At 66.0% G+C, this 12,811-nt stretch carries 12 protein-coding genes; 9 read left to right on the top strand and 3 right to left on the bottom strand.

All coding sequences use genetic code 11. The annotated features are described in order from the left end of the window. Positions 1 to 2 precede the first annotated feature (2 nt). Genes AC0QC4_RS03130 through galK form a run of 3 tightly spaced genes read left to right on the top strand, consistent with a single transcriptional unit; the run spans position 3 to position 4,272 of the window. Positions 3 to 2,054, top strand: a complete 2,052-nt coding sequence (locus AC0QC4_RS03130) for an alpha-galactosidase (RefSeq protein ID WP_483658255.1) — start codon at positions 3 to 5, stop codon at positions 2,052 to 2,054. Beyond that, positions 2,051 to 3,121 carry a UDP-glucose--hexose-1-phosphate uridylyltransferase gene (locus AC0QC4_RS03125; RefSeq protein ID WP_483658254.1) on the top strand — a complete coding sequence of 357 codons (1,071 nt, stop codon included), beginning with the start codon at positions 2,051 to 2,053 and terminating at the stop codon, positions 3,119 to 3,121. The genes AC0QC4_RS03130 and AC0QC4_RS03125 overlap by 4 nt, the downstream gene beginning before the upstream one ends. Beyond that, positions 3,118 to 4,272, top strand: a complete 1,155-nt coding sequence (gene galK, locus AC0QC4_RS03120) for a galactokinase (protein WP_483658253.1) — start codon at positions 3,118 to 3,120, stop codon at positions 4,270 to 4,272. Before AC0QC4_RS03125 ends, galK begins: the two co-directional genes overlap by 4 nt. Here galK and AC0QC4_RS03115 read toward each other — a convergent pair. From AC0QC4_RS03115 to AC0QC4_RS03105, 3 genes are all read right to left on the bottom strand, one after another. Next, positions 4,258 to 5,526 carry an MFS transporter gene (locus AC0QC4_RS03115; protein ID WP_483658252.1) on the bottom strand — a complete coding sequence of 423 codons (1,269 nt, stop codon included), beginning with the start codon at positions 5,524 to 5,526 and terminating at the stop codon, positions 4,258 to 4,260. The two genes, galK and AC0QC4_RS03115, sit on opposite strands and share 15 nt — an antisense overlap. Before the next feature lie 12 nt (positions 5,527 to 5,538). Further along, positions 5,539 to 5,991 (bottom strand): hypothetical protein, encoded by a 453-nt coding sequence (locus tag AC0QC4_RS03110; RefSeq protein ID WP_483658251.1) that lies wholly within the window; start codon positions 5,989 to 5,991, stop codon positions 5,539 to 5,541. Between the two features lie 144 nt (positions 5,992 to 6,135). After that, positions 6,136 to 7,320 (bottom strand): CaiB/BaiF CoA transferase family protein, encoded by a 1,185-nt coding sequence (locus tag AC0QC4_RS03105; RefSeq protein WP_483658250.1) that lies wholly within the window; start codon positions 7,318 to 7,320, stop codon positions 6,136 to 6,138. Positions 7,321 to 7,424: 104 nt separating this feature from the next. On the opposite strand from AC0QC4_RS03105, the gene crtY reads away from it, so the two are divergent. The 6 genes from crtY (at position 7,425) to AC0QC4_RS03075 (ending at position 12,799) form a co-directional block, all read left to right on the top strand. After that, a complete protein-coding gene (gene crtY / locus AC0QC4_RS03100; protein WP_483658249.1) occupies positions 7,425 to 8,582 on the top strand; it encodes a lycopene beta-cyclase CrtY in 1,158 nt (385 codons plus the stop codon). Continuing rightward, entirely contained in the window at positions 8,579 to 10,060 is a 1,482-nt protein-coding gene (locus tag AC0QC4_RS03095) for a phytoene desaturase (protein ID WP_483658248.1), read from the top strand. Before crtY ends, AC0QC4_RS03095 begins: the two co-directional genes overlap by 4 nt. Next, the gene (locus AC0QC4_RS03090; RefSeq protein WP_483658247.1) at positions 10,057 to 10,638 is read left to right on the top strand and encodes an LOG family protein; all 582 of its coding nucleotides are present in this window, start codon (positions 10,057 to 10,059) and stop codon (positions 10,636 to 10,638) included. Before AC0QC4_RS03095 ends, AC0QC4_RS03090 begins: the two co-directional genes overlap by 4 nt. Before the next feature lie 97 nt (positions 10,639 to 10,735). Then, positions 10,736 to 11,686, top strand: a complete 951-nt coding sequence (locus AC0QC4_RS03085) for a phytoene/squalene synthase family protein (RefSeq protein WP_483658246.1) — start codon at positions 10,736 to 10,738, stop codon at positions 11,684 to 11,686. Positions 11,687 to 11,693: 7 nt separating this feature from the next. Next, the gene (pnuC, locus tag AC0QC4_RS03080; protein WP_483658245.1) at positions 11,694 to 12,269 is read left to right on the top strand and encodes a nicotinamide riboside transporter PnuC; all 576 of its coding nucleotides are present in this window, start codon (positions 11,694 to 11,696) and stop codon (positions 12,267 to 12,269) included. Further along, a complete protein-coding gene (locus AC0QC4_RS03075; protein ID WP_483658244.1) occupies positions 12,266 to 12,799 on the top strand; it encodes an AAA family ATPase in 534 nt (177 codons plus the stop codon). Before pnuC ends, AC0QC4_RS03075 begins: the two co-directional genes overlap by 4 nt. Positions 12,800 to 12,811 lie beyond the last annotated feature (12 nt).

Here is a 12,811-nt window from a genome sequence, read left to right as displayed (position 1 = left end):
GGATGGCCTCCGACTATCTGACTCTCCATTCGCCAGCCTGCACCGCCATCTGGGAACTCCAGCCAGGCGCTGCGCCATTGTGGCGTTACTGGGGGCTGCGGCTACCCGACGGGGTGACACCGGGCCCGGCGCTGGTCACGACCCGCAGTCGCCCGAGTTTCTCGACCGAGAGCGATCATCCTTTGTCGCTCTTGCCCGGCACCGGCATGGGCTGGTTCGGGCCGGCGGCGCTGCTGGCGCACCGCGGCGGCGTCGATTGGACCTTTGCCGTCACAGAATGCACCGTCGACCGGCCCGATCCGGCCTGCGTGCGCTTCGCGATGCGCGACGCCGTAGCGCAAATCTGCGTGACGGTGACAGCGCGGCTCGATCCGGCCAGCGACGCGCTGACGCTGGCCACCGCATTGACCAACGAGGGTGACGGCGTGCTCGATGTCCAGTGGCTGGCGGCCGCTGTGCTGCCGCTGCCTGCGCAGGCCGATCATGTCCGCTCTTATGGTGGGCGGCACAACCGAGAGTTTGTTGCCATCGATGATGCCCTGACCCGCTCTGGCTGGCGACGTGAGAATCGGGGCGGGACGACCAGCCATGACTGCTTCCCCGGGGCGATCGTCACCGCGCCGGAGGGTACGGCATGGGGCGCCCAGCTGGCGTGGAGCGGAAACCACGTCCAGAGCATCGACTGGTGCGATGACGGGCGGCGGCTATGGCAGATCGGCGAATGGCTCGCGCCCGGCGAGGTGCGGCTGGCGCCGGGGGAGGGGATGACCACCCCCGAGGTGCTGGCGACCTGCGCCAGCGATGGCGCCAATGGCGTCGCGTGGGCCTTTCACCGCGCCATCCGCCAGCGGCTCGACTGGCCGGGTGGCACGATGCGCCCGCGCCCGGTGCATCTCAACACCTGGGAAGGCTTCTATTTCCGTCATGACGAGGCCGCGCTCAAGGACCTGGCGACGTCGGCTGCAGAGCTCGGCATCGAGCGGTTCGTGCTCGACGATGGCTGGTTCGGCCAGCGCGACGACGACACATCGTCGCTTGGCGACTGGACGATCGACAAGCGCAAATATCCGGACGGGCTTGGTGCACTCGCCGACCATGTCATCGCGTCAGGCATGGAGTTCGGGCTGTGGGTCGAGCCGGAGATGGTCAATCCGGACAGCGATCTCTATCGCGCCCATCCCGACTGGGCGTTGCAGATTGCCGGCCGGCCATTGCTGACCGCGCGCAACCAGCTGGTGCTCGACATGGCGCGCGAAGAGGTGCGCGATCATCTGTTCGGCTGCATTGCTGCCCTGCTCGACAGCCTGCCGATATCCTACCTCAAATGGGATCATAACCGCGCGCTGACCCACGCCGGAGAGCGGGCGATGTTCCGCCGCCAGGTCGCAGGAGCCTATGCGCTGATGGCGCGGCTGCGCAGCGCTTTTCCGGCCGTGGAGATCGAAGCGTGCGGTGCGGGCGGCGGGCGCATGGATGCCGGAATTCTCCGTTACACACACCGTTTGTGGACCAGCGACAATATCGATGCGGTCAGTCGCGTCGACATCCAGCGGGGTTTCCTGCACTTCATGCCGCCCGAGCTGATGGGTGCGCATGTCGGTGCATCCCCGGCGCACGCCACCGGCCGGATGCAGGGCATGGGGTTTCGCAGCGGCGTCGCGCTGCCCGGCCATTTCGGCGTCGAGCTGGACGTGCGCCAGCTGCAGGGTGCGGAACGTGAGGAATTGCGCGCCGCCATCGCACGCTACAAGGACCTGCGCGGACGGCTCCACAGCGGGCGGACCTGGCTGGGCGACGCCGGCGATCATGTCGTCTGGCAGGCGGTGGGCGACGCTCATTCCTTGCTGCTTATCGTCACCCGCATCGATCTCAGTGCGCAGGCCTATCCGCCGCTGCTGCGGCTGCCGATGCTCGACCCGGTAAAGCGTTATCGCATCGCACGCGTTGGCAAGGACAGTATCGAGCATGATGGCGCATGGCTGGCGCGCACCGGCTTTGCCCTGCCGCGCATGCCGGCCGAGGCGGTGCGGATTTTCGAGGTGACTGCGATATGAGTTTCGATCCTGCTGAGCATCCGCATCGCCGGTTCGATCCACTGAAGGGCGAGTGGCTGCTCGTTTCCCCGCATCGCGCCAAGCGGCCGTGGCAGGGGCAGGAAGACGCGCCCGACTTCGCCGCACGGCCCGCGCATGACCCCGACTGTTATCTTTGCCCCGGCAATGTGCGCGTAACGGGGGAGCGCAATCCCGATTATGCTGGCCCTTTCGTCTTCGCCAATGACTTCGCCGCGCTGCAGCCCGATGCCCCCGGACCGGACGGCGCGCCGTGGGTTGGGGCAGGGCACGCTGATGCAGGCGGCTCGCTGTTTCAGGTCGCAGGTGCGCGTGGCACCAGCCGGGTGATCTGCTTCTCCCCCGATCATGGCCGCAGCTTGCCCGAGCTGACTGCGACCGAGCTGGAGGCAGTGGTCGACTGCTGGTGCGCCGAGATCGCGGCCTTGGGCAGCCGCTGGCAGCACGTCCAGCTGTTCGAGAACAAGGGCGCACAGATGGGCTGCTCCAACCCCCATCCGCACGGGCAGATATGGGCGACCGATTATGTGCCGGGTCTGGTTGCAACCGAGGATCGGACCCAAGCGGCGTGGCTGGAGCGGCATGGCGCGCCGATGCTGCTGCAACTGGCGGAGAGGGAAGCGGGCGGGCCGCGCGTCGTGGTCGAGACCGCACATTGGCTCGCGATTGTGCCCTGGTGGGCGGCTTGGCCGTTCGAGACGCTGCTGCTGCCCAAATTCGCCGTCGCGCGCCTGCACGATTGCACGGCAGAGCAACGCGCGGATCTTGCGCGCGCAATCCGCGCGCTCACCATCCGTTACGATAATCTGTTCGAATGCAGTTTTCCTTATTCGATGGGCTGGCACGGCGCGCCCTTCGGCGACGGGGAGACCGCGCATTGGCAACTGCATGCGCATTTCTATCCGCCGCTGCTGCGGTCGGCGTCGGTGCGCAAGTTCATGGTGGGATATGAGATGATGGCCGAGGCGCAACGCGACCTGACGCCCGAACAGGCCGCACAGCGGCTGCGTGCGGTGAGCGACGTGCATTACCGGGCGGCCAGCCTGTGAGCCGGCTGGAACAGCTTCCCGCGCATTTTGCAGCGACCTTCGGCGCGGCGCCGGATGTCGTCGCGCGCGCGCCGGGCCGGGTCAACCTTATCGGCGAGCATACCGACTATAATGATGGGTTCGTCTTGCCAGCGGCGATTTCGGTCGAGACGCGCGTGGCGGTACGGCGGCGTGACGACGATGCGGTGCGCGCGGTCGCGCTCGATCTCGACGGCGCCGAGGCGCACTGGCGCATTGGCGACACGCCCCCGCCCCCGGGCAGCGGCTGCTGGTCCGCCCACGTACAGGGCATGGTGGCGATGATGCGCGCGGCCGGCCTCGCGCTGTCCGGGCTCGACATCATGCTCACCGGTACCGTGCCACAAGGCTCGGGCCTGTCCTCGTCGGCCTCGCTGGCGGTGGCGCTGGGGACGGCGCTGCATCGGATCGGCGGATCGGCGCCGACGGATGCCACGCGCATCGCGCAACTTGCCCAGAAGTCGGAAATCGAAGTGGTCGGCACCAATTGCGGCATCATGGACCAGCTGGTCTCGGCGCGCGGGGTGGCCGATCATGCGCTGTTGATCGACTGCCGCAGCCTCGATTGCCGCCCGGTGCCGCTGGCTGACGGCATGGCGATCATGATCGTCCATTCCGGGATCACGCGGGGCCTGGTGGAGGGCGCCTACAATCAGCGCCGTGCCGATTGCGAGGCCGTGGCATCAGCGCTCGGCGTTACCGCGTTGCGCGACGCCGACATGGCGATGCTGGCAGCCGCGCAGGACCGGCTGGATGGTGTCGCTTTCCAACGCGCGCGCCACGTCGTCAGCGAGAATGCGCGAACGCTCGATGCCGCGGACGCTCTCGCGGCGGGCGATCTTGTCACGCTGGGCACCCTGATGGCGCAAAGCCATGCGTCGATGCGGGACGATTTTGCGATCACCCTCCCGGCCATCGATGCGCTGGTCGCACTATTGCAGGCCGCCATCGGCGAGCATGGGGGCGCACGCATGACCGGCGGCGGCTTCGGCGGCGCGGTGGTTGCGCTGATGCCGCAGCATCGTGTGGCGACCGTGCGTGCTGCGGTTGAGGCGGGCTATCGCACTCCCGAAGGCGGGCTGCCGATGATCATGATCGAGCGTGGTTGCGCCGGGGCGTCAGTTCTGGGCTGACGCACTGTCCGCATCGCGGGCTGCTGCCATTGCCCCGCTCAGCGAGAGATAGAGACCGGCGACGACGACCAGCATCGCCGCGCCGATCAGCAACACCACATCGTAACTGCCCTGCCGGTCGTAGAGCTGGCCGAAGCCAATGATGCCGATTGCGGTCCCCGTCATCCCGCCCGTCACCTGCAAGCCGTAGATCGTGCCGAAATGGCGATGGTCGAACAGGCGCGAGACGAAATAGGCCAGCACGTCGGTTTCCGCCCCCTGCATCAGGCCGACGGTGACGACGCCGACATAGACGAAGGCCAGCGGCGTTGCGCTGTGGAAGGCGATGCAGCCGATGGCTGCGACCAGGGTGACCGCTGCTGCCACGCGCGGTGCAGGCAGGCGGTCGAACAGCCCGCCGATGCCGATCCGCCCGGCCAATACCGATCCGGCATAGAGAGATAGCAGCAGCGCCGCCGTTTCGCGCGCCACGCCCTTGTCGGTCAACAGCGGAGTGAGCTGCGTCAATATGCCCGATGACGGGATGTTGACCAGAAACATCACCGCTGCGAGCAGCCAGAAGCGGCGGGTTGCGAGCAGAGACCGCAGCGCCGATGGTCCGGGCATGGCGGGGTCTGGCTGCGCGTCGTCGACCCCGGGCGCCTGCCGTGCGACCGCCAGGGATACCCGCTCCCGCAGCCCCCACAGGATGGCCGGCAGACCGATGCACAGGGCGAGCAGCGCCAGCCCCATATAGCCGCCACGAAACCCGCCCACGCCGATGGCCCATGCGATAAGCGGCGTTGCAAGCAAGGCGCCGATCGAGATGCCCGACGACATCAGGCCCAGCGCCAGCCCGCGATTGTGCGAAAACCAGCCGGTCACGGCGCGCGAATAGACGATGCCGGTTGTGCCGGGCACGGCAAAGCCCAGCAACAGCATCCATGCCACGGCTTCCGCGACAGAGCCGCCCTGCTGGGACAGGCCGAAAAAAGCACCGGCGATGGTGATGGTGGCGATGATCGCTACCGGGCGAACGCCATAGCGATCGGCAAGCCGCCCGATCAGGGGGGCGCTCAGCGCCCCGATCAGTGGTGTTGCGCCGATCAGCGCGAAATCGCCGCGGCTCCAGCCAAGCTCGGTCTGCGCCGGGCCGATGAACAGGCTGGAGACATATTGGTAAAGCGCGGCCCCGGTGCCGATGCCGCATGCCGAGGCCAGAACAACCGGCCAGCCGGCGCGCCATTCGGCGATCCGGCTGGCCTCGTCTGTCACTGCGCGGCCGGTTTAGGGCAGTTCGGTGATCTGCAGCTGCGCATCATAGATGCCGCCGCCATAGCTGCCCACCCAGATGTCGTAGGTGCCGCTTTGCGGCTTGGCGAAGCTGATCTGCGCGTTGAGATTGCCTGCGCTGTCATCATCGCAATGCCACTGGCCATCGGGGCCGTTGACGATCAGCGTGGTGTCCCGGCTCGACGAGGTGCGGAACACCAGCGGCAGCGAACCGGCGTTGTAGGTCAGTTCGAAATCGGGCGCATCGCTGATGCTGCCGGCGCATCCGCTGGAAATGTTGCTGGCAGAAATGCTGCCACCGGAACGGACGTTGACGCGATACGGATCGGGCGTGAAGCCGGAGTTCAGCGTGATCGAGCCATAGTTGGCATTGAGGCCGGTGTTCTGTGCGGTGACAGGGCCGGCGACCAGCAGGACGGCGGCGGTGGCAAGTGCAAGCTTCTTCATGATATTTTTCCCCTGTTCGTCATTTCGACAAGGCCTGCATGCGGCTTTCCGCCTGAACGATTTCTGAGCGCCCTAGACTCGTTTCGTTCATGTTCGGGTGCCTTCTTTATGCAGCCACTTGATGTGATGTCCAAGCCAAATTTCTCAGCCAGTTTCAGTGCGCTGGCGCACAGTTGCACGAATATCCGCGCCATCGGCGTCGAGCGTCGGCGGTGGCGATGCCGGCGGCATGGGCGCATCGCTGAACGCGACCGGAGGGGCCAAGTCGCGATAGCGGCCTTCGCTGGGGTGCTCGCGCACGCGGATAAAGCCGGTCGCCTGCAGATGCGGGTCGTCAATCACTTCGTCGAGATCGCGGACACGCTGCGCCGGAATATCGGCGCTGCGCAGCGCCGCCAGCAGGTCGGCAGTGGTGAAGGCGCGGGTCAGCTCCGCCATCCGGCGATAGAGCAGGCCGCTGTTGAGGAAGCGGTCCTTGGGCGTGCGGAAACGGTCGTCGTCCAGAAATTCCGGTTCGCCCAGCAGCGCGAACAGTCGCGGCCAGGCGCCGTCGGTGTAGGCGACGATGCTCAGCCAGCCATCGCTGCACGGAAAGGGCTGGCGATCGGGGTCGATCTGCCGCGCATAGCCGGCGCGACCTATCGGCGGCTCGAAGGTCTGGTCTCCCAGATGCTCGAGCATGATGAAGCTGGTGAAGGCTTCGAACATGGGGATTTCGACGCGCTGCCCGCGCCCGGTGCGCAGCCGGTGGATCAGAGCTGCCTGCACGGCATAGGCGGCGTGCAGGCCTGCCACCTTGTCGGCAATCAGGCTTGGCAGATAGCGTGGACGGTCCTGCCCGTCGACGCGTGGCAGCAGGCTGCAGGTGCCGGTCGCCGCCTGGATGACATCGTCATAGGCCTGCAAAGGCGCATAGGGTCCGTCCTGGCCGAAGCCGACACAATGCGCATAGATGATGTCGGGCTTGATCGCTGCCACTGCGTCATAATCGAGTCCGAGCCGCTCCATCGCGGCACCGCGCACATTGCAGATGAACACGTCGGCCTCCGCCAGCAGCGCGCGCATCACCGCCAGGTCATCGGCCGATTTGAGATCGAGTGCGATCGAGCGCTTGCCCCGGTTGACCGCCATCCAGCCGGACCCCATCCCCGGGGTGACCGCAGGGCGGGTGCCCGGGCGGAAATGGTCGCCGTGCGGCGGTTCGACCTTGATCACGTCGGCCCCCAGATCGGCCATGATCTGGGTGGCATAAGGCCCGAACACCACGGACGTCAGGTCGATGACGCGCACCCCGCTGAGCAATGGCTGGCCGTCGCCTGCCTCGAACATGCTGCTGCCTCCCTCTCTTTGTCCGACAGTCGCGGCGCTTGACGTAAGCGTCAAGAGCATATGGCCTTCGACAGGCCATGGTCTATCTCCTATGGGGAAAGCCAATGTCTTTCCCATCCTCCAATCAACCCGATCTGCTGATCGTCGGCGGCGGCCTTGCCGGAGCGCTCGTCGCGCTGGCTTTTGCCAAATACCGGCCCGAGGTGCGGGTCGAGCTGGTCGATGGCGGAGAGAGCTTCGGCGGCAATCATGTCTGGTCCTTCTTCGCCAGCGATCTTGACGCCGCGGGGCATGATCTGGTCGCGCCGCTCGTCGCGCATCGTTGGGATGCCTACGACATTGCCTTTCCGGTGCGCAGCCGCACGCTCGACACGCCCTACGCCAGCATCACATCCGAAAAGCTGGACGAGGAGTTGCGTCGCGTGCTGGGGGAGCGGGCGCGGACCGATGTCCGCGTCGCGGCGCTGACGCCGACAGGTGCGACGCTCGCCAATGGTGACGCGCTGAGCGCCGGCGCGGTGCTGGACGCGCGTGGTCCGGGGTCGGAGGGCGCGGCTTATGACTGCGGTTGGCAGAAGTTCGTAGGACAGGAACTGGTGCTCGCGCAGCCGCATGGGCTGACCCGGCCCATCGTCATGGACGCAACCGTCGAGCAGATCGATGGCTATCGCTTCGTCTATGTGTTGCCGTTCGGGCCCGACCGGTTGTTCGTGGAAGACACCTATTACAGCGATGACACTATCGTCGACCGCGATGCGATTGTGGCACGTATCGACGACTATGCGCGCGCCAAGGGTTGGGTGGTGACCGGTGTGGAGCGCGAAGAGCAGGGCTGCCTGCCGGTCATCGTCGGCGGCGATTTCGATTCGGTCTGGCCGTCCGACGATCCGGTCGCGCGGATCGGATCGCGCGCTGCAATGTTCCATCCGACCACCGGCTATTCGCTGCCGCTCGCTGTCGCATCGGCGCTGGACATCGTCCGGCGCTGGCCGCTCGACGATCTGGGCCTGGCCACGCGCGCGTCAGCCCGGGCTTCATGGCGCAGCGGCGGCTTCTACCGGATGCTCGACACCATGTTGTTCCGTGGCGCCGTGCCCGATCAGCGCTATCGTGTGCTCGAACATTTCTACCGCCTGCCACGTCCGCTGGTCGAGCGCTTCTATGCCGGAAAATCGACGCTTGCCGATCGATTGAGGGTCTTGTCGGGGCGTCCGCCGATGCCCATAAGCGCGGCGGTGCGCGCGCTGATAGGAATGAGATGAAAACCGCTATCGTTATCGGCGCCGGCTTCGGCGGCCTCGCACTTGCTATCCGCCTCCAGTCTGCAGGCATCGCCACGACAGTTGTCGAAAGCCGGGACAAGCCGGGCGGGCGTGGCTATCATTGGAAGATCGACGGTTTCACCTTCGATGCCGGCCCCACCGTGATCACCGATCCGCCGTGCCTGCGCGAGCTGTGGGAGCTGAGCGGCTCTGACATGGCGCAGGATGTCGAGCTGATGCCGGTGCAGCCCTTTTACCGGCTCAACTGGCCCGATGGGTCCGAGCTCGACTATACCAATGTCGAGGAAAAGCTGCGCGCCGGCATCGCCGCCTTCAACCCCGCCGATGTCGCCGGCTATGACCGGTTCCTGCACTATAGTGCTGGCGTGCATGAGGAGGGTTATCTCAAGCTCGGATCGGTGCCGTTCCTGGATTTTGCCGCAATGCTGCGCGCCGCTCCTGCGCTTGCCCGCTATCAGGCGTGGCGCAGCGTCTATTCGATGGTGTCATCCTATATTCAGGACGAGCGCCTGCGTCAGGCGTTCAGCTTCCATACGCTGCTGGTCGGCGGCAACCCGATGAAGACGAGCTCGATATACGCGCTGATCCACAAGCTGGAGAAGGACGGCGGCGTCTGGTTCGCGCGTGGCGGCACCAACGCGCTGATCGCCGGAATGGTCACTCATTTCGAGCGGCTGGGCGGCGTGCTGCGGCTCAATGATCCGGTCACCGAAATCTGCACGCGCGGCGACCATGTCACGGGCGTCAGGACCAAGAGCGGCTGGAGTGCGGATGCCGATGCGGTCGCCACCAACGCCGACATCATGCACAGCTATCGCGATCTTCTCGGCAATTCCGCGCGCGGCAAGCGGGCGGCCAAGAGCCTCGCGCGCAAGAAATATTCGCCCTCGCTGTTCGTCCTCCATTTCGGGCTCAAGGGCGATTTCCCCCATATCGCGCATCACACGATCATCTTCGGTCCGCGCTACAAGGGCCTGCTGTCCGACATTTATGACCATGGCGTGCTGCCGGACGATTTTTCGCTCTATCTGCATCACCCGACGATCACCGATCCGGGCATGTCGCCACCGGGCCACGCCAGTTTCTACGTGCTCTCTCCGGTCGCCCATATGGGCAAGCTGCCGATCGACTGGGAGAAAATGGGGCCGGTCTACGCCAAGCGTATTCTCGATGTCGTTGGCGAGCGCATGAACATCCCCGACATCCACGACAAGGTGGTGGTCCAGTTCCACTATACGCCGCAGGACTTCGCGCACGATCTCAACGCCCATCTCGGCAGCGCTTTCAGCCTGGAGCCGCTGCTGACCCAGAGCGCCTGGTTTCGCACCCACAACCGCGACGATGTGATCGACAATCTCTATTTCGTCGGGGCCGGCACCCATCCCGGTGCGGGCATTCCCGGCGTGGTCGGCAGCGCCAAGGCAACAGCGGGGTTGATGATCGAGGATCTGACATGAAACGGCTCGCCATCTACTGCGGCTCGGCCACACCTGCCGATCCGCTGTACATCGACACTGCCCGCGCCGTCGGCACCATGCTGGCGGAACGCGGCGTCGGTGTCGTTTACGGCGGCGGCCGGCTGGGGCTGATGGGAGCAGTGGCCGACGCCGCGCTTGCTGCTGGCGGTGAGGTCATCGGCATCATCCCCGAAGCGCTGGTCGGCGCGGAAGTCGCGCACCGCGGCTGCACCGAATTGCACGTGGTTCCCGGCATGCACGAGCGCAAACGGCTGTTCACCGATCTGGCCGACGGGTTCGTGACCTTGCCGGGCGGCGTCGGCACCATGGACGAGTTGTGGGAGGCGATCAGCTGGGCGCAGCTCGGCTATCACCAGAAGCCGGTCGGGCTGCTCAACGTCGCCGGCTTTTACGACGGGCTCATCGCATTCAACGCCAAGATGGTCGAAACCGGCTTCATCCGCGAGGCGCACAAGGGCATCATGATCGTGCGCGAGGAGCTCGAGCCGTTGCTCGACGCCATGGCCACCTATGTGCCGCACAAGACGATCTTCGCGATGAAAGCGGAGCAGTTGTGACACCCACGTCATTGCGAGCGCAGCGAAGCAATCCAGAGTCGCGCAGAGCCGCACTGGATTGCCGCGCATCGCTCGCAATAACGATGGAGCGGCAACCATGACCTCTCTTCCCGACCGCCAATTCCTGGTCACCTTCGCCGAGGCGAGCATAGCCAAGGGCTCCAAATCCTTCGGCGCCGCCAGCAAATTGTTCGACACCCGTACCCGCGAGCGCGCCTGGCTGCTTTACGCCTGGTGCCGGGCCTGCGACGATATCGCCGACGGCCAGGACCATGGCGGGTTGATGACCATTGCCGATGACGAGGCGCTAGAGCGGGCCGCAACCATCCGGCGCCTGACCGACCTTGCCTATGCAGGTCAGACGACCGGCAATCCGGCGTTCGACTGCCTGGCCATGCTCAACATCGAATGCCCGATCCCGCGCGGCTTTGCCGAGGCGCTGCTGCAGGGTTTCGATCGTGACGCCGCTGGCTGGCGCCCGCGTTCCGAGGCCGACCTGTTCAGCTATTGCTGGAATGTCGCGGGTGCGGTCGGCTGCATGATGGCGGTGGTGATGGGGGTCGATCCGGCTGAGGAGGACACGCTCGACCGCGCCTGCGACCTCGGCCTCGCCTTCCAGCTCGCCAATATTGCCCGTGACGTGGCCGAAGATGCGGCGGGCGACCGCTGTTATCTGCCCATGGACTGGCTGGTCGAGATGGACATCCCGCCCGGCCAGCATATGCATCCGGCCTATCGCAAGCGCCTCGCCGTTATGGCCAGATGGCTTGCCGAATATGTCGATCTCTACGAAGCGTCGGCGCGGATCGGTGCGGCACGCCTGCCCTTCCGCTCGCGCTGGGCGGTGCTGGCTGCGTCCAACATCTATGGTGCGATTGCCGAAAAGGTGCGTGAGCGCGGCGAACATGCATGGGACCATCGCGTGACCACCACTGGCAGCGAGAAGGCTGGCTTCGTCGCCGCCGCGTTGGGTCGCGCTATGTGGTCGGGCAAGCCATCGGATGAGGCCCTGTCCCGCGAAGGCCTGTGGACCCGCCCGCGCGCGTGAGACGGCCATGAACCAGCTCGAGATGATCGCGGTGGCGCTGGGCGTCGCCAATATCGCGCTGCTCATCCGCCGCAGCATCTGGAATTACCCCGTCGGCATCGCGATGGTGTTGCTCTACTTCGAGATTTTCCGCGAGGCCCGGCTCTATTCGGACATGGGGCTGCAAGTCTTCTTTGCCGTCGTGAACATCTGGGGCTGGATTGCGTGGGCGCGCGCTGGCGGGCTGGGCGGCCCGGTTGCGGTCATGCGGATGCGCAGCGGCGAGCGCTGGCTGTGGCTGGTGGGCGTGATGGCCGCCACCGCGCTCTGGGGCTGGGTGATGATGCGCTTCACCGACGCGGTGTCCCCATGGTGGGATGCCGCCGTGGCGATGGGCAGCGTCGCCGCGCAGATATTGCTGGCGCAGCGACGGATCGAGAACTGGCTGGTTTGGATCGCGGTCGATGTCTTGGCGATCGGGCTCTACTGGAGCCGCGATCTGCAATTGACGGCGGGGCTCTATGGCCTGTTCCTTGTCATGTGCATCGTTGGCTGGGTCGAATGGCGCCGCGCAGAGAACGCATCCGGTGTCGCCCCGGCATGAGCATTCTGACCATCTGTGTCGCCGGAGCCGAGAGCACCGGCAAGAGCTGGCTGGCAGGCAAGATCGCCGCGCATTTCGGCGTGGTCGCGGTCAAGGAATATGCCCGCGCCTATTGCGCCGCGCACGGCAACGACCTGTCGATGGAGCAGCTGGTGCATGTCGGCCAGGTGCAGGACAGCAACATCCGTGGCACGGTGATGACCTCCTTCAACGTTGGCGTGTCGCCAGTGGTGGCGGACACCGACGCCATCGTCACCTCTGTCTGGGCGCACTTCTCCGGCGCGCCGCTCGATCCATGGTTTGGCGGGGACCTGTTCGAGAGCGACCTCTATCTGGTGATGGAGAATGACCTGCCGTGGGAGGATGACGGGGTGCGCATCCAGACCGAGCAGCGCCAGCGGGACCGGTTTCGTGCCGCGCTGGTCAAGGAGCTGGAACGGCGCAAGCTGCGCTGGGTGGGGATAGCGGGGACCGGGGAGCGGCGGTTCGAGCGCGCGCTCGCCGCGATTGCCGCGATGCAGCGAGGCTGACATCGGCCTGCA

It is taken from the genome of Sphingomonas sp. jy18 (assembly GCF_056931895.1).
The sequence above is the reverse complement of the archived record's forward strand: the minus strand, read 5'-3'. Positions and strand labels throughout refer to the sequence as shown.